13 protein-coding genes are annotated in these 23,273 nt (G+C 67.5%); 9 read left to right on the top strand and 4 right to left on the bottom strand.

What is annotated here, in order from left to right:
* The first annotated feature begins 142 nt into the window (after positions 1-142).
* From AC1AYP_RS07170 to AC1AYP_RS07200, 7 genes are all read left to right on the top strand, one after another.
* Positions 143-2,977 carry a DNA polymerase III subunit gamma and tau gene (locus AC1AYP_RS07170; RefSeq protein WP_476547266.1) on the top strand — a complete coding sequence of 945 codons (2,835 nt, stop codon included), beginning with the start codon at positions 143-145 and terminating at the stop codon, positions 2,975-2,977.
* Between the two features lie 22 nt (positions 2,978-2,999).
* Complete coding sequence (recR, locus tag AC1AYP_RS07175) at positions 3,000-3,602, top strand: recombination mediator RecR (protein ID WP_476532703.1); 603 nt, start codon at positions 3,000-3,002, stop codon at positions 3,600-3,602.
* A 433-nt stretch (positions 3,603-4,035) separates the two neighbouring features.
* Positions 4,036-5,640: a replicative DNA helicase gene (gene dnaB, locus AC1AYP_RS07180; protein WP_476502661.1), complete on the top strand. Its 1,605-nt coding sequence runs from the start codon at positions 4,036-4,038 to the stop codon at positions 5,638-5,640.
* Between the two features lie 5 nt (positions 5,641-5,645).
* Positions 5,646-7,070 (top strand): MurT ligase domain-containing protein, encoded by a 1,425-nt coding sequence (locus tag AC1AYP_RS07185; protein WP_476547268.1) that lies wholly within the window; start codon positions 5,646-5,648, stop codon positions 7,068-7,070.
* Between the two features lie 25 nt (positions 7,071-7,095).
* Positions 7,096-7,848 (top strand): type 1 glutamine amidotransferase, encoded by a 753-nt coding sequence (locus tag AC1AYP_RS07190; protein ID WP_476547270.1) that lies wholly within the window; start codon positions 7,096-7,098, stop codon positions 7,846-7,848.
* Positions 7,849-7,912: 64 nt separating this feature from the next.
* Entirely contained in the window at positions 7,913-8,206 is a 294-nt protein-coding gene (locus AC1AYP_RS07195) for a phasin family protein (protein WP_476502658.1), read from the top strand.
* A 294-nt stretch (positions 8,207-8,500) separates the two neighbouring features.
* On the top strand, positions 8,501-10,201 hold the full coding sequence (locus tag AC1AYP_RS07200; RefSeq protein WP_476547301.1) for an ABC1 kinase family protein: 1,701 nt from the start codon (positions 8,501-8,503) through the stop codon (positions 10,199-10,201).
* A gap of 4 nt (positions 10,202-10,205) precedes the next feature.
* On the opposite strand, the gene AC1AYP_RS07205 is transcribed toward AC1AYP_RS07200, so the two are convergent.
* Both AC1AYP_RS07205 and AC1AYP_RS07210 read right to left on the bottom strand, forming a co-directional pair.
* A complete protein-coding gene (locus tag AC1AYP_RS07205) occupies positions 10,206-10,610 on the bottom strand; it encodes a type II toxin-antitoxin system HicB family antitoxin (protein WP_476532701.1) in 405 nt (134 codons plus the stop codon).
* A 309-nt stretch (positions 10,611-10,919) separates the two neighbouring features.
* Entirely contained in the window at positions 10,920-14,345 is a 3,426-nt protein-coding gene (locus AC1AYP_RS07210) for a bacterial Ig-like domain-containing protein (RefSeq protein ID WP_476547271.1), read from the bottom strand.
* Positions 14,346-14,654: 309 nt separating this feature from the next.
* On the opposite strand from AC1AYP_RS07210, the gene AC1AYP_RS07215 reads away from it, so the two are divergent.
* A complete protein-coding gene (locus tag AC1AYP_RS07215) occupies positions 14,655-15,734 on the top strand; it encodes a LacI family DNA-binding transcriptional regulator (protein WP_476547273.1) in 1,080 nt (359 codons plus the stop codon).
* Here AC1AYP_RS07215 and AC1AYP_RS07220 read toward each other — a convergent pair.
* A complete protein-coding gene (locus AC1AYP_RS07220) occupies positions 15,638-16,714 on the bottom strand; it encodes a LacI family DNA-binding transcriptional regulator (protein WP_476547275.1) in 1,077 nt (358 codons plus the stop codon). The two genes, AC1AYP_RS07215 and AC1AYP_RS07220, sit on opposite strands and share 97 nt — an antisense overlap.
* Positions 16,715-16,937: 223 nt before the next feature.
* On the bottom strand, positions 16,938-20,351 hold the full coding sequence (locus AC1AYP_RS07225) for a bacterial Ig-like domain-containing protein (protein WP_476547277.1): 3,414 nt from the start codon (positions 20,349-20,351) through the stop codon (positions 16,938-16,940).
* Positions 20,352-21,053: 702 nt separating this feature from the next.
* Between AC1AYP_RS07225 and AC1AYP_RS07230 the strand changes: the two genes are divergently transcribed.
* Positions 21,054-23,198, top strand: a complete 2,145-nt coding sequence (locus AC1AYP_RS07230) for a glycoside hydrolase family 36 protein (protein ID WP_476547279.1) — start codon at positions 21,054-21,056, stop codon at positions 23,196-23,198.
* Positions 23,199-23,273 lie beyond the last annotated feature (75 nt).

Consider the following 23,273-nt stretch of genomic DNA (forward strand, 5'->3'; position numbering starts at 1 on the left):
CGTATGCGGCGCGTACCGCACGTGCGCCGGTTGGGATAGATTAGAGGGCAGTGCAATGGGCGTCCGGGCGGGCAGCGGCCCGCGGAATCCGACGCGGGCTCGCGTTCCGGACGATCCGATGGAAAGAAAGTAGGAACCAGCGATGGCTTTGGCGCTGTACCGCCGTTATCGACCCGACACCTTCGCGGGGGTGATCGGCCAGGACCAGGTCACGGTCCCGCTCATGCGCGCCCTCGACGAGGGCAAGCTCACGCACGCCTACCTGTTCTCCGGCCCGCGAGGTTGCGGCAAAACCAGTTCGGCGCGCATCCTCGCCCGATGCGTGAACTGCGCGAAGGGCCCCACCTCGCATCCGTGCGGCGAATGCGAATCCTGCAAGGACCTCGCCACCGGCGGTCCCGGCTCCATCGACGTGGTGGAGATCGACGCCGCCTCGCACAACGGCGTGGACGACGCCCGTGAACTGCGCGAACGCGCCGGCTTCGCCCCCGCTCGCGACCGCTACAAGATCTTCATTCTCGACGAGGCCCACATGGTCACGCCGCAGGGCTTCAACGCGCTCCTCAAGATCGTGGAGGAGCCGCCGGAGCACGTCATGTTCATCTTCGCGACGACCGAACCGGACAAGGTAATCGGCACGATCCGCTCGCGTACCCACCATTACCCGTTCCGCCTCGTCCCCGCCGAAGTGATGGGTCCGTACCTGGAGGAGATCTGCGCCAAGGAGCACATCACGGCCGAGCCGGGCGTGCTCAAGCTGGCGATGCGCGCCGGCGGCGGTTCCGTGCGCGACACCCTGTCCGTGCTGGACCAGCTCATGGTCGGCGCGGTGGACGGCGTGATCACGCACGACGCGTCCGTGGCGCTGCTCGGCTTCACGCCGGAGGCGCTGATCGGCGAGGCCGTCGACGCGGTGATCGACGCGAGCGGCGAGAAGCTGTACGGCGTGATCCAGAAGGTCGTGGTCGGCGGATTCGACCCGCGCCGGTTCGTCGAGGATCTGCTCGCCCGCGTGCGCGACCTGCTCGTACTCACCCTGGCCGGCGACCGTGCGGAGAACGTGCTCTCCGACACCGCCGAGGCGGAGGACATGGACGACCTGCACCGTCAGGCGGCGGCGCTCGGACTGTCGCAACTCACCGCGATGGCGGACATCATCAACGCGACGCTCGGGCAGATGACCGGCGCGATCTCGCCGCGCATGCGACTGGAACTGCTGGCCGCGCGCCTGCTCGCCGGCCGTGAGAACGGATTCGCCACGTCGGTCGCCGGTGCGACGGGTGCCGGTGCGCCGCCCGCATCCGGCGTCGCGTCCGGTTCCGGCGCTCATACGGGCGGTACCGCCGCAGGTACCGCGACGGGTGCGCGCGTCGGTTTCGCCGGCGCGACGACCGGAACGCACGGCGTCGGTTTCGCTGGCGCATCCCGCAACCAGCATCACGAAACCGCCGCCTCTGCACAGGGCGGCGGTTCCCCGCGTCCCCATGAACGTGGGGGAGCCGTCGCGCACGGCGCGACCGAGGGGGAGGCGGCCCAGCCCTCCTCGACGACGGCCGTCGCGGCCTCGCCGGAGACGGCGCCGGCGCAACCCTCCGCCCCCGCCCAGCCCGACACCCGCACCCCCGAACAGAAGTGGGACGCGATGCTCGCCGCCCTCCCCGAGGACGTGCGCCGCTACGTGTCGCGTGACAAGGTGCGCATCAAGTTCGTCGCCGCATACCCGAAGACGGGCCGCCCGCGCGTGTGGATGCGGTTCGACACCGCGCTGAGTAAGTACGCGTTCGCGCTCGCCGTCGCCTCCGAGCCGGTGGACGGTACGAACAAGGTGGTCTCGATTGTGCGCGGCGAAGTGCGCAAGGTGTTCGGAGACCAGACCGACATCGCGCCGACGCCCAGCACGGACGACGGCCAGAAGACGCCGCCGTTCAGCAAGTTGCCGCAGGGCGAGCAGCAGAGGATCAAGGCCCAGCTGCTGCAGGAGAACCTGCAGGCGGCCGCCGCCAAGGCGCAATCCGGCGAAGCGAACGCCGTCGCCGCCAAGGAAGGCGCGCGCGAACAGTCCGCGGCACCGTCTGCGGCGGCATCCGGCCAGTCGGAGGACGACGACAGTCACCGAGGCGCGCTGGCCGGTCCGTCTGGTCCGTCCAGTACGGGTAAGGCATCGGCCGGCTCCATGTCGGCGAACGACGATCCGTGGGCCCAGCCGGTGTCCGCGTCGCCGGACGACGATCCCTGGGCGCACCCGATGCCGAAGCGGGAATCCCCCGCGCAATCCCGGACGCAGGAGCCGGAACATCATCGCAAACAGGTGGCGGTACCCGACCTGAGCGACGACACGGATCCGTGGGCGCAAGCAGCGCCCGTTGCGCCCACGTCACCCGCGTCGCCTGAGCGGCGCGCGGACGGTGGTGTGAGATCCGCGAATACGCCGGATCCCGCCGACCCGTGGAACACCGCCGCGGACCCGTGGAACACGCCGCTGCCGGCGAACGGCGGTACCTCGTTCGGTGGCGGGAACACCGCGGACGACGGTGACGGCCGCGGCGCGAATGGGAACAGGCCTGCTGGCCCCGGCGCGGGACCGCGCGTCTCGCGGGCCATGGCGCCGGAGCCGGTCGAGCCGGACGACCCGTGGAAGGACGTGCCTCCGCCCGCCGAACCCGATGACCCGTGGAACGCGCCTTCGCCCGCCTCCACGCCGCGGCCCCAGTCGCAGCCTCAGCCCCAGCCCGGGCCGGTTGCCCGGGCGAACGACCCGTGGAACATGCCGCCGGCGCAATCCACCGGGCCCGTGAAACCGCAGGTCGACGCGGACGAAGACGAATATTCGATGGACGACGAATCGCTCGGCAGCGCCGTGGCGATGAACCGCGACGAGCTGCGCAGGCTGTTCGAAGTGAAGAAGGTCGAGACGTTCGCGGCCGACGACCCGCGCAACCCGCGCAACATGCACGCCGCGCCCAAGCACGACGAGTAGATGACGGAAGGAAGACGACCACATGGCATTGGCGTATGACGGCGCGATCCAGCGTCTCATCGACGCGTTCAACAAGCTGCCCGGCATCGGGCCGAAAGGCGCGCAGCGCATCGCGTTCCACCTGCTCAGCGCCGACGAGCAGGAGGCCGCCGACCTGGCCGACGCGATCACCGAGGTGAAGGCGAAGGTGCGGTTCTGCGATGTGTGCGGCAACGTATGCGAGTCGAGCCCCTGCCCGGTGTGCGCCGATCCGCGCCGTGACCACACCGTCATCTGCGTGGTCGAGGAGCCGAAGGACGTGATGAGCATCGAACGCACGCGCGAGTACCGCGGCCTCTACCACGTGCTCGGCGGCGCCATCAACCCGATGGCGAACGTGGGGCCTGGCGACTTGAACATCGCGAAACTGCTGGAACGGTTGAAGGACGACACGGTCAAGGAGGTCATCCTCGCGCTCGACCCGAACATCGAGGGCGAGGCGACCACCACGTATCTGAGCCGGCTGCTCTCGCCGCTCGGCATCAAGGTGACGCGTCTCGCCAGCGGCCTGCCCGTCGGCTCCGACCTCGAATACGCCGACGAGATTACGCTCGGCCGGGCCCTCGCCGGCCGCCGCGAGGCGTAGCGGCGGCAAACGGGCCAGGAACGAACGAAAGGGTCCGGCGGATGCGTCCGCCGGACCCTTTCGAGAAGGAGAGAGAGGAAGAAGAAAGAGGATTTTCAGTTATGGTTATGGGGCCGGGAAGAAGGGGTACGGCCTCACCGGTTCGCTTTCGTCCGCCCGATGGTCTGTTCCGTCGTGGCGGTCTGTCGTTCGCCGGTGATTCATATGTAACCGCGTGAACCTCCAAGCGACGATGTGGAAGCCCGGGAAAGCCGATGCGATTCGCTGGGAAAACCCTGCGAATCGCGTATCGGCGATGGGTGCCGGTGAGGCGATGGGTGCCGGTGGCGGGCATCGGCGATGGCATTGGCGGCAAGCGCCGGCCGCAATCCCAGCGCGCCGTGAAAGCGGTGGATATGTACCGCACTCGATACGGGAATCTATACTGTGGCCTATGGCTGAGGAACCTTGGAACGACGAACCGCATGACGACGGCGACGCCGGTTTCACGCCTCCCGAAGAGGACTTCGGCGGCGCGGACGGCGGCTTCGACGAGCCTGCGGACGGTGCGCCCGCAGATCGCCCGTACGGCGACGACGCGCCCGCGGACCGCCCCTACCGTGGCGGCGACCGTGGCGGCCGCACGCGCACGGGCCGCGGGAACGGTCGCGGCGGGTACGTGCCTGGCGCGACCGGCACGCCGGTGAGGGACGCCCTGTTCGACCGCGTGCCCCCGCATGACGACGACGCGGAGATGGCCGTGCTCGGCGGCATGCTCATGAGCAAGGACGCCATCGGCGAGGTCTCGCAGATGATCGAGGTCACCGACTTCTACCAGCCGAAGCATCAGACCATCTACGAGGCGATCATCAACCTGTTCTCCGCCTCGCAGCCCGTCGACGCGGTGCTCGTGGCGAACGAGCTGCTCAAAAGCGGCGACCTGGAGAAGGTGGGCGGCGCCGACTACCTCCATTCGCTCGTCGCCTCCGTGCCCACCGCGGCGAACGCCACGTACTATGCGGAGATCGTGCACCAGCGCGCGATCCTCAGGAACGTGATCGCCGCCGGCACCAAGATCGCGCAGCTCGGCTACTCCGCCGAAGGCTCGCAGGCGGAGGACGTCGTCAACCTCGCGCAGGCCGAAGTATACGAGATGAGCGTCGGCAAGGTGCGCCAAGACTACGCCGCGATCGGCCCTGTCGTGCACGACGCGCTCGACCAGCTCGACAAGCTCCAGCAGGGACTCGTCAACAAGGGCGTGCCCACCGGATTCCGCGACATCGACGACCTCACGCAGGGCCTCCAGCCCGGCCAGATGGTCGTCGTCGCCGGCCGCCCGGCCATGGGCAAGTCGACGCTCGGCATCGACTTCGCCCGCGCCGCCGCCCTCCACCACCACATGACCACCATCGTGTTCAGCCTCGAGATGAGCAAGGTGGAGCTCGCCCAGCGCATCATCTCCGCCGAGACGAACATCCCGCTCGGAGCCCTGCGCCGCGCCGACGAGATCACGCCGGAACGCTGGAACACGCTGAACGGCTTCTGGTCGAAGCTCGACGACGCCCCGCTGTTCATCGACGATTCGCCGAACATGAGCCTCATGGAGATTCGCGCGAAATGCCGCCGTCTCAAACAGACCAACGACCTGAAGCTCGTCGTCATCGACTACCTGCAGCTCATGACCTCCGGCAAACAGGTCGAAAGCCGCCAGCAGGAGGTCTCCGAATTCTCCCGCGCGCTGAAACTCCTCGCCAAGGAGCTGGAGGTGCCGGTCGTGGCGCTCTCCCAGCTGAACCGAGGCCCTGAGATGCGCAACGACAAGAAGCCGCAGCTCTCCGACCTGCGTGAATCCGGCTCGATCGAGCAGGACGCCGACGTGGTGTTCCTCGTGCACCGACCGGACTTCTACGACAAGGAGGACCGTCCGGGCGAGGCCGACATCATCATGGCGAAGCACCGCAACGGGCCGACCGAGACCTTCCACCTGGCGTTCCTCGGCGCCACATCGAAATTCAAGGACATGCCGCAGGACTACAACTCCGGCGGACAGGGGGTATGAGACACATGGCATGGAATTCGTTCGCCACACCCGCCATCGGCAAAGGCGTACGCTGGGCGTCCCGCTTGCTGCACCACGGCGGATCCGCGTTCCCCGGCAAGGTCATCGAGACCATCGACCCGGGCTTCCTCGCGCGCACGCTCGGACGGCTCCCGCTCGGCGTCGTGCTCGTCTCCGGCACGAACGGCAAGACCACGACCACGCGCATGGTCGCCTCGATGCTCTCCGACCTCGGGCTCAAGGTGTTCACCAATCCGACCGGCTCGAACTTCACACGCGGCGTCGTCTCCGCGCTGCTCCAGCAGGTCACGCTGGGCGGCCGGCTCGACGCCGACATCGCCGTGCTGGAACTCGACGAGGCATACGCCGTGCACTTCGTCAAGCAGGTCAAACCCCGTTACGCGCTCCTGCTCAACGTGATGCGCGACCAGCTCGACCGCTTCGGCGAGATCGACAACACGGCGCGACTGCTCGGCGAGGTCGCCAAGACCACCACCGGCACCGTCGTGCTCAACCGCGAGGATCCGCGCATCGCCGCGCTCGCGGCCCTGACGCCCGCCGGCACGCAGGTGCGCTACTTCGGCCTGTCCGACGAATTGAAGAAGCTCTTCCCCTCCGACGACGACATGGCCACCACCGTGAGCGTGGAGGAAGATGCGGCCTCCGGCACGGCCGCCGCCGGCCGACAGGATCGGAAAGACGATGCCGAGGCGGTCGAACTGCCGGCGGACGTGACGTTCACCGCATTCGGCGACCATCGGGCCACGTTCCGACTGGACGGCGGCGAACACACGACCGACGTGAAACTCGAAGGCGTGTACAACCTGTACAACGCGGCCGCCGCGCTCGCCGTCGTGCGCACGGTCGTCGCCGACGCACCACGGGCGCGGACCGCGGCCGCCCCCGCCGGAGGCGAGGCGTTCCGCGAGCGGCTCAGGCATTTCGCCGACTCGGACACCGACTCGCTCATCCGGGCCGTGGCGCGCGTCACGCCCGCGTTCGGGCGCGGCGAGGTCATCGAGGCGGCGGGCAGCCCGGTCGAACTGCTGCTCGTCAAGAACCCGATGGGCTTCCGGCTCTCCCTGGCGAGCTTCCCGCCCGAAGGCGCGGATACGATGATCGTCATCAACGACGAATACGCGGACGGCCGCGACATGAGCTGGCTGTGGGACGTGGACTTCACCTCCCTGCGCGGGACCGGCGTCGCGCAGGTGTCCGGCGTGCGCGCCTGGGACATGGCCCTGCGCCTCGCTTACGACCAGGTGCCGGTCGCGCAGACCGACACCGACATCGAATCCGCGTTGAACCTGTTCGTGCATGCGAACCCGGGCACGCCGAAACACATCTACTGCACGTACACCGCGATGCTCAAGGTACGCGCCGCGCTCGGCCGCATCGCCGACGTGGCGGACGCCGGCGTAGGCGAATAGGACGAAGGGAAACGAGGAACAAGACATGGGCAAGGTAATCGACGTGATGTCCCTCTACCCGAAGGACATGAACATCTACGGCGACTCCGGCAATGTGCTCACCATCACGCGCCGGCTCGCGCTCTACGGCTACGAGCCGCGCGTCACCGCGTACAACCAGGGCGACGAGTGGCCCGAACACGTGGACATGATCCTCGGCGGCGGCGGGCAGGACACCGGCCAGAAGAAGATCATCGACGACTTCTTCCGCCGTGCCGACCTGCTGCGCGCGCTCGCCACCGACGGCGTGCCCATGCTGATGATCTGCGGCATGTACCAGCTGTTCGGCGAATACTTCGAGACCGTGGACGGCACGCGCCTCGACGGCATCGGCGTGATCCAGGCGCACACCGTCGGCCGCGACGTGCGCATGATCGGCAACCTCGTCGAGCACTCCGACGAATTCGGCGACATCATCGGCTACGAGAACCATTCCGGGCAGACGTTCCTGCGGGCCGGGGTCGCGCCTCTCGGCCATGTCGACCTGGAGGGCCGCGGCAACAACGGCGAGGACCATACGGAAGGCGCGCGCATGAACAACGTGATCGGCACGTACATGCACGGCTCGCTCCTGCCGAAGAACCCCGCCATCGCAGACTATCTGATCCGCGTGGCCGCCGAACGCCGCTACGGCGAATTCGGCACCGCCGACCAGACCGAGGAACAGCGCAGGGAGCTTGAGCGCATTGACGAGATCGCCGAGCAGGCACGCAAGGTGGCCGCGGCGCGACCGCGGTAGTAGGCTTAGAGCGTACGTGCGCATGGCAGCGAGCCGTGCGCGACCTTCACGAAGGAGGGATATCATGGCAGACTTCGATTTGGGTGACGGCCTGCGCAAGGTCGTGCTGGCGGGCATCGGCGCCCTTGCCACCGGATACGAGAAGGGCAGCGAGCTGGTCGACGACCTCGTCAAGAAGGGCGAGCTGACCGTCGAACAGGGCAAGAGCCTCAACACCGAGCTCAAGCGCAAGGTGGGCGAGTCGCTCGTCAACAACGCCGCCAAGGACGACGAGAAGCGCGCCGCCAAGGCCGCGGACGCCGCCGATCCGGCCGAAACGCCGGAGGAGCCGGCGGACGAGAAGGCCGACGAGGCCTGACCGCCGAAGCTTCCCATCCGATTGCGCTGACGACCGTCGGCGGATGAACCCTCGTCCGTGTGGGGGATTCCGCCGACGGTCGCCGCGGTTCAAGCCCGATCAAGGAGACGTATCGTGACGAATACGAAGCCCACGTCGACAACAGAGACGAACGGCGAACAGGCGGGGGCCTCGCCGTCGCGGTCGTCCGAGACGGCACAGTCGTCCGAGACGGCACAGTCGTCCGAGGCCGCGAAGTCGTCCGAGACGGCGCCGTCCGCGGAACGGTCCGAGCGGCAGTCCGCCGCGTCGCATATCTCCCCGGACATCCCCGTGCCCGTGCCGGTGTGGGACACCGCCCAGAACGAGACCATCGGACTGTTCGGTCCGCGCCGCGACGACTTCGCCGCGCGCTACCATCTCACGCGCCGGGGCAAGGCCAAGCGACTCGCGCAGATCGTGCGCATCGTCAACCATTTCGACGCGCTCAAAGGCCTCACGCCCGTCAAGATGCGCCTCATGTTCGAGGCGCTCGGACCCACGTTCGTCAAGGTCGGCCAGATCCTCTCGATGCGTTCCGAGATGCTGCCGCAGAGCTTCTGCGACGAGCTCGCCAAACTGCGCGCCGACGCCGACCCCATGCCCTACGAGACCGTGCTCGACACGCTCGCCGCCGAATACGGCAGGCCCGTGGATGAGATCTTCTCGCATATCGACTCCAAGCCGCTCGGCTCCGCCTCGCTCGCCCAGGTGCATCGCGCCACGCTCGTCACCGGCGAGGACGTGGCCGTCAAGGTGCAGCGCCCCGGCGTGCGGGAGACCATGGCGCAGGACGTGTCCATCATGCGCTCCATCGCCAAAGGCGCCACCAAGGTGTTTCGCAACACGCAGATCGTCGACCTGAAGGGCGTGGTCGAGGAGCTGTGGGATACGTTCCAGTCCGAGACCGACTTCCTTGTGGAGGCGCGCAACCTCGCCGAGTTCAAACGGTTCGCCGCGCCCTTCAAATACATGGACTGCCCGACGCCCTACCCGGACCTGTGCACCGAGCACGTGGTCGTCATGGAATACGTGGAAGGCATCTCCGTCTCCCATCCGGGCAAGCTCATCGCCGCCGGCTACGACCTCAACGACATCGGCACCAAGCTCGTCGACAACTACGCCACGCAGATCCTTGACGACGGATTCTTCCACGCCGACCCGCACCCGGGCAACATCATCATCCGAGGCGGGCAGATCGTGCTCATCGACCTCGGCATGACCGGCCGGCTCGACGCGAAGACGCGAGCCGTGATGAAGGAGATGATCTTCGCCGTCGCCAAACAGGATTCGCCGCAGCTCGCCGACGGGCTCCTGCGCTTCGCCGGCGCCGAAGCGGATCCGGCCGACTATCCGTCGCTGCTCGCCGACCTCGATACGATCGTCAAGGAATACGGCACCGTCGACCTCGCCGATCTGGACATCGCCGCGTTCATCACGGCGCTCACCAACCTCGCCACCCGGCACGGCATCGAGGTGCCGAGCACCGTCACCACCGTGGGGCGTGCGCTCGTCACGCTGGAGGGCCTGCTCGACGAGTTCATCCCCAACGTGAACATGATCGAGATCATCTCCAAGCACATCGCCACGTCGAAAAGCCCCAAGCAGATGGTCACGGACGAGCTGAAATCCCTGGGAGTGGAGGGACATGAGGCGCTGCACAGCGCGCTCGGCGCGATGAGCGAGCTCAACGTGGCCGCCCGCATGCTCACCCGCGGGCAACTGCGCACCAACATCGAGCTCGTCGGCTCGCAGGAGCCGTTCCAGCTGCTGAGCGACATGGTGAACAGGCTCACGATGGCGCTGATCGTGGTCGGCCTGTTCATCGGATCGTCGATCGTGTACTACGCGGGCATGAAGCCGATCATCTTCGGCATCCCGATCGTCGGATTCCTGGGGTACGTGGTGGCGTTCGTGCTCGGATGCTGGATCGTCGCCGACATCTACCTGAAGGGCCGCAAGCAGAAGCGGCGGTAGGCCGTCAGCCGGCGAGACGGTTGGAGATGAGGCGGTTGAGGCTGATGTGCTGTTCGGCGGCCTCGATGCTCAAGGAACGGTGCAGCTCCGGGGGGATGCGCACGAGGATGCGCCCGGAGAAGCGGCGTTCCGACAGTGGTTCCGGCGCCTCCTCGCCCGCCTTCACCAGTCGCGTGACCTCGGCCTCCGCGGCGTTGCGGATACCGACGAACGCCTCCAGCTGCGAAGCGCTTTCGAACGTCACGTCCGGCAGTTCGGCGCATGAGGCGACGAACCGTTCGGACTTACCGTCCCAGCGGATGCGGTAGGCGTAATGGTTGACGTCCGGGACGGTGGCAGTCGTGTCGGAGCCGTTCGGGGCGGCGGTGGCGGGGGTCTTCCGTGACCCGGTGTTCTGGGATTCGCTCATATCGGTGATGATACCACCGATATGAGCGTTGGAACGCGGGTGTTGGATGGAGTGGTGTTGGATGGGGCGGGGCGTTCGCGGCGGTGACTGCATTTCGGGTATCTCTCCCCCAGTCCGCTACGCGGACAGCCCCCTCGTCAGAGGGGGCCAGGAACCGCGCGACCGCAATCACGGATAGCCTACGGCTGACCTCATATCAGCTCGCCTGTCGGTTCGCACGGTACCGTAAAGCAGACACCTCTGGCGTTTGCTTTACGGTACCGTCCCGTTCAGAGGGGGCCGATGTCGATTCGCCTTAGGGGCGGGGCGTCACGCGCGCTTGCGGCGCGTGAAGGTGAGGGTGATGCCGGCGGCCGTCAGCATCACCGTCGCGGCGATGATCGCGGCCACGCCGGCGCCGGTGGTGCTCAGGCCGGTCTTGCCGGTGCTGTCGCTCGTGCCGGTCTGCGGCTTGTTCCCGGCGTCGCCGGAGCCGTTCGCGTTGGACCCGTTGCCGTTCGCGTCGCCGTTGCCGTTCGTGTCGCCAGCCCCGTTGTTGTTGTCGCCGTTGCCGTTGTCTCCGTTCTTGTCGACGGTGACGGTGACTTGGGTGGTGACGGTCTTGTCGTCTTCGGTGTAGGTGACGGTGACGGTCTGCTGTCCGGTCTTGTTCGCGTCGAACCCGCTGACCTGGTAGGCGCCGGCGTCCAGGACCTTGGACGATTTGTCGCTGTAGTGGGCGGTGACGGTGAGCTTGAGCTCGCCGCCGAGGGCGATGTGGTCGCTCGCGGCCTTCGCGTCGATCGACTCCAGCGTCACGCCCGGCTGAGGCTCCGGCTCGGTGTTCTCGACCTCGCCGGCGACCAGCGGGTAGAAGGTGATTTTGTCCACGTTCGGCGCGACGCCCCACGAGACCGCGGCCTTGCGGGAGCCGACCTCATCCCAGTTGCCGAGGGTCAGGTCGCCTCCGGCCGTGGTCACGTTCACCGAACGGTTCATGAAGTGCTTGTCGGTGTACGTGTAGCGGAACGCGCCGCGTGCGATCTCCTGGCCGTCGGCGCCGCCCTGGCGCACCTGCAGGCCGAGGTCGACGATCTGCGGGTTGTAGGAGTGGCTGCCGATGAACGCGTCGTTGGAGAAGCTCACGACCATGGTGTAGGTACCTGCCGGCACGCCGGACACGGTCATCGTGCCCTTGTTGTTCTGGATGACGGTGGGCACGTGGTCCGCGGTGGCCTCGACACGCGTCTGGTCGCCGTAGCCGGCCTTGCCGCTTTCGTTGGTGACGAACTGGTTGCCCAGGCCGGTCACGAACGCCTTGCCGCTCGCGTCGGAGGAATCGTCCTTGGCGACCTTCGCGCCGCCAGAGAGCTTGGTGTTCTCGGCTTCGACCGTGATGGCCTTCTCATCGGAGTCGGCGGCGCGTGCCGTCGTGACGCTCTGGACCAGCGTGCCGGCCGCGCCTCCCAGCGTGATGCGGTTGATGCCTTCGGACAGGGCGACCTTCACGCGGGAGGTCTGGAGTCCGTCGACGCCGGCGGTCAGGGTAGCGGCCTGCTGGCCGTTCACAGCCAGCGCAATCGTCGCGCCCTTGGCGGCGTGGTAGGAGACGGTCACCTCGTGGTAGCCGGCCTGCCAGGCGTGGGCGAACACGTCGGCGGTGCCGCCGTTGAGATCGGCGAAGCCGTTCGTGCCGTCGCCCGCGTAGGAGAGCTTGGCGCCGTCAGACAGGCGGATGTCGGACGCCGGGTAGGTCACCTGATCGACGGGGGAGTCGCCGCCCTTGGAGACCTGGTAGAGCAGCAGCTTGTCGGACTCGTTGTCGAGGTCGGTCGCTTCGACGGTGATGGAATGCTCGCCCTTGGTGAGGCCGTCGAGCACGATCTCGGCGCTGCCGCGGTACTTCCACTTGGCGGCGTCCTTGAGCGCCAGCTCCGCGGGGATCTCCAGGTCGCCGGCGGCCTTGCCGTCGACGCTCACGTGGTTGACGCCGGGGAAGCCGGCGGGCGCGGTGATGAGCTGGAGACGGTAGTCGCCGTCCGCCGGCACGTCCACCTTCCAGGTCATCTTGGCGCCGTTCTTGAAGTTGCCGACGTCGGCGTTGCCGGAGAACATGAAGTTGCCCCAGGAGCCGGTGTTGTCGCTCTTCGTGTAGGACCGGGCGCCGTCGGTCAGCTCGGTGTCCTCGGCCTCGATCGTCTGCAGCGAGCGGCCGTTCGCCGCGTCGTCCACGGCGACGGTGGTGTCCTGGTGGGGGGTGACGACGAGCTGGTAGGAGGCGTAGCGGTCGACGCTGACGGTGGTCACGTCGAGGGTGCCGTCCTTGACCTCGGCGTTGGAGATCGCGTTGACGACGCGCGGCGTGGCGGCCACGCCGTCGGGGCCCGTGTAGGCGTTCTCGCGCACGGCGACGTCCACATGGTCGCCGAACACGTCCGGGTCGAGTCCGGTCAGGTGCACGGTCACCGGCACGTCCGCGCCGATCTTGGTGCTGTCGTTCGCGCCGCCGTACAGCACGGTGGCCTTGCGGTTCGTCTTGTCGATCGCGGCGATGCCCTGCAGGTTGTCGACGCTGTCCGGGTGCTCGCTGGTCACCTTCACGGTCTGCGTGCCGCGCAGGTCGCCGTACCACTTGTACATCCACCAGCCGCCGTTGGCGCTGTTGGCGCGGGCCATGTTGTCGTTGAGGTTGCCCGCGTAGTTCCAGTAGGCGGTCTGCGCCTGCACCTTCGTGCCCTCGAACATGCTCATCCACTGCACGAGCTGGCCCGGCACGGACATGTCGCGCAGCTCGCCGAACTCGGAGATGTTGATGGCGCGCGGGGAGATGCCGAGCTCCTGCTCGAATCCGCGGTACTGCTCATAGTGGCTGCGGTAGCTTTTCAGCGATCCGTTGCCGAGCTCATGCCAGACGGTCACGTCCGGCAGGGTGTTCGCCGCCTTGGCGCTTTCGAGCAGCGCCTTGGTGCGGTTCGCGCGCCACACGCTGTCGCCGGGGCCGGCGATCAGCGCGTGGTCGGCGGTCGGCTTGACGCCGTTGACGTTGGCCTTCTCACCGCTCTTGTACTGGTTCCAGACCTTCTGGATGGTCGCGTAGGCATCGTTCCAGTCGGTGAGGAACTGCTTGTAGATCGCGGCGTTCGCATCGTCGTTGGACCAGTACCAGTTACCGCCATCCGGCTCGTTGAACGGCATGAAGACGATGTCGTCCGGGTGGGAGGTGTTGGCGAGGATCTTGTTCATCACCACTTCGAGCACTTCGTCGAAGTCCCAGCGGCCGTTCGCCTGGCCGTCGGCGTAGGTGCCGTAGGAGGCGTCGTTCGGGTCGACGTCGAGCTTGTAGGTGCGGGTGTCGCCGGGGCGCTTGCCGCCGTTGTACGACCAGTCCGGGTACCAGTCCTGCAGGTTGACGACGAGCTGTTCGCCGCCGTTGGCGAAGAACGAGTTCTCCACGGCGAGTACGTCGGCGCTGGGGTGCTGCAGACCGTCGGCGGGCTTCTGCGAGGTCACCTGGACACGCGCGCCGTCGAGGATCGCGTCGGTCGGCGAACCGTCGTCGCCCAGGCCGTACAGCATGCCGGAGGCGCCGCCGTGGAAGTCGCCGGTCTCGGTCGCATAGTCGGCGGTGATGGTCTGCGCCGGCTTCGGATTGTCCTGCGCCTGGGCGCTCGCCGTCGTGACGCCACCGATGAACAGCGTGGCAAGCGCCGCGGTCGCCCCGAAGGCCGATCGCAGTATGCGTTTCGTGATGCTCATGATTCCCTTTTCCTCGTTGACTTTCCTCGTTGACTGGTTGGCGCCGTGGCTCCCACATCGAACCGCGCCAACGATTCCCACATCGAATCGCACCACCGATTCTACGCGCGTAGACAAATGGCGCAAATCATCGCGGAATACGCGGCGTGTTGCAAATCGCAACGGGAGAGATGCTGTGGTTTACTGGCGTAGAATCGACATGGATTCGACGCAGACCAACACTGGAACGTACGCCCCGGCGATCGCACGTCGATGACGTGCGGCAAGGTGAGACGTCGGGTGGAAACATCGCGAACGAGGGGAGGCCCAATGTCCGGAACCGAGCGGCGGGGTGAAGCGGCGGCGGAACGAGGTCGTCGCCGCAGGGCCACCCGCGCCGACGTCGCGCGCCTCGCCGGCGTCTCGACGGCGGTGGTCAGCTACGTGTTCAACAACGGCCCGCGCCCGGTCGCCCCGGAGACCGCGCAACGGGTCCGTGCCGCGGCCGAGAAGCTCGACTACCGCCCGAATTCGGTGGCGCGGGCGCTGAGCACCGGCTCGTCGCGCACGCTGGGTGTCGTCGTGCCCGATCTGTCCAATCCGTTCTTCTCCGACGTGTACGGCGAACTGGAAGCCATCGCCTCCCGCAGTGGATATTCGGCGATGTTCATGGCGTCGCATCAGGACCCGGACAAGGAGCGGGACCGCATCGCCCGGCTCATCGCCCGTGAGGTGTACGCTGTCATCGTCGCCTCGGCACGGCCCTCATCCGAACTGGCGTCGATTCCGCGCCGGGAATGCCCGTTCGTCATCCTCGACCAGACGAAGCCGGTGCCCGGCGCGAAATGCGTGTCCACCGATTTCCAGTCGGCGGTGGAATCGGCGGTGAGACACCTGCTCGCCCATGGGCACACCTCGATCGCCATGCTGTCCGGCAAAGCCGGCGACGGGCTCGACGATCCGCGCATCCAAGGGTGGCGGCGCGTGCACGACCAGGCCGGCGTCGCCGCCGGTCCTGTCGTCGACGCGGGATTCACCCGTCAGGGCGGCTATAAGGCGATGCTCGCACTCCTGGATTCCGGCAGGTGCCCGGACGCCGTGTTCGCCGATTCCGATCTGGAGGCGATCGGCGCGTTGCGGGCGCTGCACGAGCGGGGCGTGCGCGTCCCCGAAGACGTCGCCCTCATCTCGTTCGACGGCACCGTGGACTCCGCGTTCAGCTGGCCGCCGCTCACCGTCGTCCGCCAGGACGCCCATGCCATCGCCGAACGCATCTTCCATGCGGCCGTCGAACCCGACCGCGCGCCCGACCTTCAGCTCGTCGCCGCGTCGCTCGTCGCCCGCCGCTCCTGCGGATGCGGCCGCGACGTCGATTCGCGCACGACGAGCTCGCCGGGTAGCTCCGTGTAGCGCGTCCAATTATCGGTGCGCCCGCGCCCGGCCACCACATCGTCGATCTGAGCGGCCAGCATGTCGAACGCGGCGCTGCCGGCCCGGCGGAAGTCCTGACGCACGGTCGTCAGCGCCGGATCCCACACCCGCGCGAGCGGATGGTCGTCGAATCCGACGACGCTCACATCGTCCGGCACATGGCGGCCCACGTCGCCGAGCCCGCGGATGACGCCCATCGCGACCTCGTCGTTGCCTGCGAAGATCGCGGTCACGTCGCGGCGTGACCCTAGTTCGCGCCCAATCTCACGCCCGCTGTACGGGTCCCACGTCGCCATCACCGGCTCCGGCGCGAACACGCCCGCCTCCGCCAGCGCCTGCCGCCAACCGGACAGTCGGCTGTAGCCGCCCGAACCGCCGGGGATCGCCACGTGGACGACGGTACGGTGCCCGAGCGAGAGCAGATGACGGGTCACGTCGCGGCCACCGTCGTTCTCCTGCAACGAGACCTGCGCGACGTCCGGATTGCGGTCGCCGGCGACGAGCACCACCGGCATGTCCGAAGGGAAGAACGCGGACGCCTCGGCGCTGGCCGCGTCGTAGTTGAGCAGGATCGCGCCGACCGGGTTCTGGTCCAGCGCGCGTCGCACGCTGCGGCGGATGTCGTCGCGCGACTCCCCGGTGATCATGTTGATGTTCAGCTGGTATTCGTCCTCGCGGGCGCGCAGTTCGATGCCGTGCAGCATCTCCGACTGTCCGTACAGCGTGGTGTCGGTTGTCAGCACGGAGATTAGACGCGTGCGCTCCCTGACCAGCGCGCGGGCGATGGGGTTCGGACGGTAGTCGAGCAGTTCGATCGCCTTGGCGATGCGCTGTCGCTTCTCCTCGCTGACGCGGTCGCGGTCGTTGAGGTAGCGGGAGACCGTCGGCACGGAGACGCCGGACAATGCCGCGACGTCCTTGATCGACGCGGTCTTCGCGCGATTCGCTGTTCTAGGCATCGGGATTCCCATTTCGTAAGATCGTTCATCGGTTCCGGAAAGCGGAATCGTGTACACGGTAGCACGGCGGCGTCATGACGCCGCCCACGACGAGCGGCCCGGTCGCGATCCGTGGGGATGCGGCCGGGCCGTCCGGTGTTGTGCGACTGGGGCGTGGGGTGACGTGACGTGGACCGCGCGTGATGCGCGCCACGTGCCACGTCACCCCACGCCTGACGCGACGTTACGCGCGCTTGCGGCGCATGAGCGCGAGGGTGACGCCCGCCGCGGCGATCGCCACGGCCAGGACCGCGATCGCGGCCACGCCGGCGCCGGTGACACTCAGACCGGTCTTGCCGGTCGTCTTGCCGTTGCCGGTCTGAGGCTTGTTCCCGGCGTCGCCGGCACCGTTCGCGCCGTTGTCGGAACCATTGTTGTTGCCGTTGTCGCCCTTCTTGTCGACGGTGACGGTGACCTGGGTGGTGACGGTCTTGTCGCCTTCGGTGTAGGTGACGGTGACGGTCTGCTGTCCGGCCTTGTTCGCGTCGAACCCGCTGACCTGGTAGGCGCCGGCGTCCAGGACCTTCGCCGATTCGTCGCTGTAGTGGGCGGTGACGGTGAGCTTGAGCTCGCCGCCGAGGGCGATGTGGTCGCTCGCGGCCTTCGCGTCGATCGACTCCAGCGTCACGCCCGGCTGAGGCTCCGGCTCGGGCTCATCGGGCACGGCGTCCTTGTTGGCGACCTCGCCGATCGTCACCGGGTAGAAGGTGATCTTGTCGATGTTCGGCGCGACGCCCCACGAGACGGCGCCCTTGCCCGTGCCGGCCGGATCCCAGTTGCCGAGCGTCAGCGCGGAGCCGTCGGTGATGAACTCCAGCGAACGGTTGAGGAAGCTGGTGTCCGAGTAGGTGTAGCGGAACGCGCCGCGCGCGATCTCCTGCCCGTCGGCGCCGCCCTGGCGCACCTGCAGGCCGAGGTCGACGATCTGCGGGTTGTAGGAGTGCTTGCCGATGAACGCGTCGTTGGAGAAGCTCACCACCGCCGTGTACGTGCCGGCCGGCACCTTGCCTGCGGGAATCGTCAGCGTGCCCTTGTCGTCCGTGTGGACGGTCGGGGTGTTGTTGGAGTCCTTGACCACGACGCGGGTGCGGTCGCCCATGCCGTTCGGGCCGGTCTCGGCGGTCTCGAACTGGTTGCCGAGGCCCGCCACGAACTTCTTGCCGCTCGCGTTGGAGGCGTCGGAGGTGACGACATTCGCGCCGCCGCCCAGCGTGGCGTCCTCCGCCTCGACGGAGACGACGGACTTGTCGGTGTCGGAGGAGGCCGCGCGCGCCGTGACGACGTCGCGGACGAGCACGCCGTCGCCGGCGGTCAGCGTCAGACGGTTGATGCCTTCGGACAGGGCCGCGCGCACGGTGGTGGACTGCAGGCCGTTGTACTGCGTGGTGGTGTCGAGCACGGTCACGCCGTTGATGACGAGCGCGAGCTTCGCGCCCTTGGCGGCGGTGTAGTCGAGGGTCACGTCATGGTAGCCGCTCTGCCAGGCGTGCGCGAACACGTCGGCCGAGCCGCCGGCGAGCGAGGCGAAGCCGTCCGTGCCGTCGCCGGCGTAGGAGAGCTTGGCGCCGTCCTCCAGGCGGAACTGGGTGGCCGGGTAGTCGGTGCGGTCCGCGACCGCGTCGTCACCGTCGCCGGAGACCTGGTAGAGCAGGAACTTGTCGAGCGTGTTGTCGAACGCGGAGTCGCCGTGCAACGTGATCGCATGGTCGCCCTTGGTGAGCTTCAGCTCGAGTTCGGCGCTGCCGTAGTACTTCCACTTGGCGGCGTCCTTCATCGCGAGTTCGGCGCCGAACGAGAGCTTGCCGGAGTCCTTGCCGTCGACGGTCACGGCGTTCGCGCCGGGGAATCCGGTGTTGCCGCTGGTCACCTGCAGGCGGTAGACGCCGTCCGTGGGGACGGACACGTTCCAGGTGGCGGTGCCGCCGGTCTTGAAGCTGCCGACGTCGCCGTTGCCGGAGGCCATGAAGTAGCTCCAGCCGGAGCCGGAGGGCGTCTTCGTGTACGCCTGTGCGCCGCCGGCGAGCTGGGACTTCTCGGCCTCCTGGACGAGCAGGGCCTTGCCGTTCTCCGCGTCGGTGACGAGCGTACGGTCCTGGTGCGGGGTGACGACGAGCTGGTAGGAGGCGTAGCGGTCGACGCTGACGGTGGTCACGTCGAGCGTGCCATCCTTGACCTCGGCATTGGAGATCGCGTTGACGACGCGCGGCGTGGCGGCCACACCGTCGGGTCCGGTGAACGCGTTCTCGCGCACCTCGACGTCGACCTTATCGCCCAGTCCGGCCTTGTCGAGCCCGGTCAGGTGCACGGTGACGGGGATGTTCGCGCCGGTGTTCTGCACGGCGTCGGAGTTCGCGTCGTTCGCGCCGCCGTACAGCACGGTGGCCTTGCGGTTCGTGGCGTCAAGCGCGGCGATGCCCTGCAGGTTGTCCTGCTGGTTCGGGTGCTCGCTGGTCACCTGGACGGTCTTCTGGCCGCGCAGGTCGCCGTACCACTTGAACTGCCACCAGCCGGCGTTGGCCGAGTTGGCCCTCGCAGCGTTGTCGGACAGGTTGCCCGCGTAGTTCCAGTAGGCGGTCTCGGCCTGGACCTTGGTGTCTTCGAACATGGACTGCCATTGGATGAGCTGGCCCGGCACGGACATGTCGCGCAGCTCGCCGTATTCGGTGATGTTGATTTTCAGCGGGCTGATGCCGTGCTTCTTCTCCAGCGCGCGGTAGGCGGCGTAGTGGGAGCGGTAGGCGTCGAGGCTGCCGCGGCCCAGCTCGTGCCAGACGAACACGTCGGGCAGCGTGCCGGAGGCCTTCGCGTGCTCGAGGAACTTGTCGGAGCGGTTCGCGCGGTACGCGGAATCGCCGGGGCCTGCCACGCGGGCGTGGTCGGCGGTGGGCTTGACGCCGTGCACGTTGGTCTTCTCGCCGCTCTTGTACTCGTTCCAGATCTTCTGGACGAGCTGGTATTCGGCATCCCAGTCGGTCAGGAAGGTCTGGAAGATGGCCGCGTTCGCGTTGTCGCCGGAGGCGTACCAGTTGCCGCCGTCGGGCTCGTTGAACGGGATGAACGTGTACTGGTCCGGGTGTTCGGTGTTGGCGAGCACCTTGTTCATCACGATCTCGGTGACCTGCGCGTAGTCCCACACGCCGTCGCCGCCCTCGGTGTAGGTGCCGTACGACGGGTCGGACGGGTCGACGTCGAGCTTGTAGGTGCGGTTGTCGCCGGGGCGCTTGCCCTTGTTGTACGACCAATCCGGGTAGTAGTCCTGCATGTAGATCGCGAGTTCGTTGCCGCCGTTGGCGAAGAACTGGTTCTCCAGCGCCAGCGAGTCGCCGCTGGGGTGCTGCGTGCCGAACGGGGGCTTCTGGGACGAGTTCTCGACGCGCGCGCCGTCGAGGATCGCGTCGGTCGGCGAGCCGTCGTCGCCGAGGCCGTACAGCGTTCCGGACGCGCCGCCGAGGAAGTCGCCGGTCTGCTGCGAGTAGTCGACGTCAAGCGTCTGTGTGGGTTTCGTGGTCTCCTGGGCCTGGGCGGGGAACACCAGCCCCACGCCCATCATCGCCGTGGCCGCCACCGCCGCCACGACCGCACTCCATCGTTGTCCCATGCTTCCTTGCCTCTTTCTACGGGTGAACCGTTGCTTCGGGGTCTTCCGCCCCGCGCTCGCCGCCACACTGCGTCTCGACGAACACGGCCAGTGTATATCATAACGTTTTCACGAGCAAATCGAAAAATCACGCAAAGAAACGCAGAATCATTGGAATCATTGCGTTTATGGCGTCCGTAATCATCGGAAATCGCCATATGAAAACGTTATTGCGAATAACAACGCACCGTCGGCACCTGGCTTCGTCGCCCCCGTCGTCGCCGTCGCCGGGCCGTACGGCGACTCGCGTATGGCCCGGCGCGAACGCCGGAAATCCGGGGAAGGCGGCCTGGTCCACGTCGTCGCCGGCGGGCTGTCGCTGAGGTGCGTCGTGGCCGCGATGCCGCGATGCGGCCGCGGCCGACGCGGTGTCACGTCACGTTTCGGGACTTGCGTAATGGTACCGATACCATGTTGCGCGTCGCCGCGGCGCGCGGAGTGTGCGTCGGTGCGTGTATGTCTGGCAAACGGCGTGATTGCGGCGATAGTAGGCGATGCGTCACGTACCGTAGTTGCGGTTGCCGGTGCGTGCGATTTGCGGCGTTGCGGTGCTGTCGATATGATATGAAATCGATACCACGAAATGTGCGACAGACCGTGTGGCGGTCCCGCTGCGGCGATGACGCAGGCGGGCGTCGACGGGCGCAAACGCTAAGGAGTGACATGTCGACCTTCACTTGGGGCGGTACGGCCCTGTCCCTGACCTTCGCATGGTCCGACGACGAGCCTGTGGCCGTCGCCGGACTGCGCACGGACGCCGTGGATGTCCGCTTCGACCACCGCCTGCCGCTGGTGGAGATCCTGGCAACGGGCACCGGGCACTGGCTCGCAAACGACCGTCTCGCCCACACCGATATCGGGCGCGCGCTGCGCTACGTGAGCCACGCCGCCACGCGCGACGCGCACGGCGACCATCTCGACGTGACTCTCGCCGACGCCGCGCTGGGGCTCACCGTGACCGTCCACTACGATCTGCCGGACGGCGTGCCGATGTTCCGCACGTCGGTGACCGTCACGAACGACGGCGACGCGACCGACGCCGACTCGCCGGCGCTCGGCGAAGACGGCGCGGTCGTGCTCGAATCGGTGACGAGCTGGGTGTCTGCGTTCGGCGCGCCTGACGGCAAGGCAGCCGACTGCGATGCGTGGACGCTCATCGAAGGCGAGAACGAATGGCTGGGCGAAGGGCGCTGGCATGCCACCGCCACCCGCGAACTGTTCCCGTGCCTCAACCAGCAGATGACCGGTCATAATCCGCGCGGCGAGCACGCCGTTGTCAGCACCGGCACCTGGTCCACCGGCAAGCACACGCCGCTCGCCCTGCTTGACTCGCGTGAGCTGGGTCTCACCTGGCTGTTCCAGATCGAACACGACGCGGCATGGCGCTGGGAGGTCGCGCGCGACACCGAGGACGGCTATATCGCCCTGTCCGGACCGACGGACGTCGACCACGACTGGGTGAAACGCCTTGAACCCGGTGAATCGTTCACCACCGTGCCCGCATCCGTCACGCTCGCCCCCGACTTCGACGGCGCGCTCGCCACCGTGACCGCCTACCGTCGCGCGATGCGCATCGAGAAGGCGGACAACGCCCGCCCGCGCGTCATCTTCAACGACTACATGAACACGATCAACGGCGACCCGACGACCGCCAAACTGCTGCCGCTCGTCAAAGGCGCGGCCGAAGTCGGCGCCGAGATCTTTTGCATCGACGCCGGCTGGTATGACGACACCGGCGACTGGTGGCCGTCCGTCGGCGAATGGTTGCCGTCGAGGAAGCGCTTCCCGAACGGCATCACCGAAGTCGTCGACGCGATTCGCGACGCGGGCATGATCGCCGGACTCTGGCTTGAGCCCGAGGTGATCGGCGTCAAATCGCCGATGGCCGTGACGCTGCCCGAATCCGCGTTCTTCCACCGCCACGGCCGCCGCGTGGTCGAACAGGAACGCTATCTGCTCGACTTGCGCGATCCGGCCGCGCGTCGGCACCTCGACGACACGGTCGACCGTCTCGTGAATGACTATGGCGTCGGCTACTTCAAGTTCGACTACAACGTCTCGCCCGATGCGGGCACCGATTACGACGCCGACAGCGCCGGCGACGGACTGCTGGGGCACAATCGCGCGTACTGCGCGTGGGTGGAGGGCCTGCACGCGCGCCACCCGGAGCTCATCATCGAGAACTGCTCGTCCGGCGGCATGCGCATGGACTTCGCGCAGACCTCCCGTTTCCAGGTGCAGTCCACCTCGGACCAGCAGGATTTCCGCCTCTACCCGACGATCGCCGCCGCCGCGCCGATGCTCATGACCCCCGAACAGGCCGGCAACTGGGCGTACCCGAACGCGAAGGACGATCCGGAGACGTTCGCGTTCAACCTCAACACGACGTTCCTCGGCCGCTTCTTCCTCTCCGGCTACGTCAACCGGATGAGCGACGGCCAGCGCACGCTGATCGCGCGGGCTATCGACGCGTACAAGCGCGAGATCCAGCCGGTCATCGGCACGTCGGTGCCGTTCTGGCCGCTCGGCCTGCCGAAGTGGGACGACACGGTCGTCGCGCTGGGGTTGAAGACGCCGGAACGCACGTTCGTGACCGTCTGGTCGCGCGACGGCGAAGGCGGCGACGTGACGCTCGCCCTGCCGCACCTGACCGGACGCGCCGACGTGGGCGTGCGCGCGTTGCTGCCGGTCGGCGACGGGTTCGCCGAGTGGCCGGTCGCGTGGGACGGCGCACGCGGCGAGGCCGTCGTGACGGTGCCCGCGGGCGGCGGGTATGTCTCGCGTACGTTCGCGTTCGACGTGGCGTGAGTCTCGGTTTTCGCTGAAAACGGGCGGGGCCCGCATTCCATGTGAACCGGAATGCGGGCCCTGTTGCGTGTGATG

The organism is Bifidobacterium sp. LH_424, assembly GCF_056356895.1.

What these genes read in the sequence shown, in the direction of transcription:
- AC1AYP_RS07195 (WP_476502658.1), top strand. Translation starts at nt 7,913, where the DNA reads ATGGCAGACTTCGATTTGGGTGACGGCCTGCGCAAGGTCGTGCTGGCG.
- recR (WP_476532703.1), top strand. Translation starts at nt 3,000, where the DNA reads ATGGCATTGGCGTATGACGGCGCGATCCAGCGTCTCATCGACGCGTTC.
- AC1AYP_RS07185 (WP_476547268.1), top strand. Translation starts at nt 5,646, where the DNA reads ATGGCATGGAATTCGTTCGCCACACCCGCCATCGGCAAAGGCGTACGC.
- AC1AYP_RS07215 (WP_476547273.1), top strand. Translation starts at nt 14,655, where the DNA reads ATGTCCGGAACCGAGCGGCGGGGTGAAGCGGCGGCGGAACGAGGTCGT.
- dnaB (WP_476502661.1), top strand. Translation starts at nt 4,036, where the DNA reads ATGGCTGAGGAACCTTGGAACGACGAACCGCATGACGACGGCGACGCC.
- AC1AYP_RS07210 (WP_476547271.1), bottom strand. Translation starts at nt 14,345, where the DNA reads ATGAGCATCACGAAACGCATACTGCGATCGGCCTTCGGGGCGACCGCG.
- AC1AYP_RS07230 (WP_476547279.1), top strand. Translation starts at nt 21,054, where the DNA reads ATGTCGACCTTCACTTGGGGCGGTACGGCCCTGTCCCTGACCTTCGCA.
- AC1AYP_RS07225 (WP_476547277.1), bottom strand. Translation starts at nt 20,351, where the DNA reads ATGGGACAACGATGGAGTGCGGTCGTGGCGGCGGTGGCGGCCACGGCG.
- AC1AYP_RS07220 (WP_476547275.1), bottom strand. Translation starts at nt 16,714, where the DNA reads ATGCCTAGAACAGCGAATCGCGCGAAGACCGCGTCGATCAAGGACGTC.
- AC1AYP_RS07170 (WP_476547266.1), top strand. Translation starts at nt 143, where the DNA reads ATGGCTTTGGCGCTGTACCGCCGTTATCGACCCGACACCTTCGCGGGG.
- AC1AYP_RS07190 (WP_476547270.1), top strand. Translation starts at nt 7,096, where the DNA reads ATGGGCAAGGTAATCGACGTGATGTCCCTCTACCCGAAGGACATGAAC.
- AC1AYP_RS07205 (WP_476532701.1), bottom strand. Translation starts at nt 10,610, where the DNA reads ATGAGCGAATCCCAGAACACCGGGTCACGGAAGACCCCCGCCACCGCC.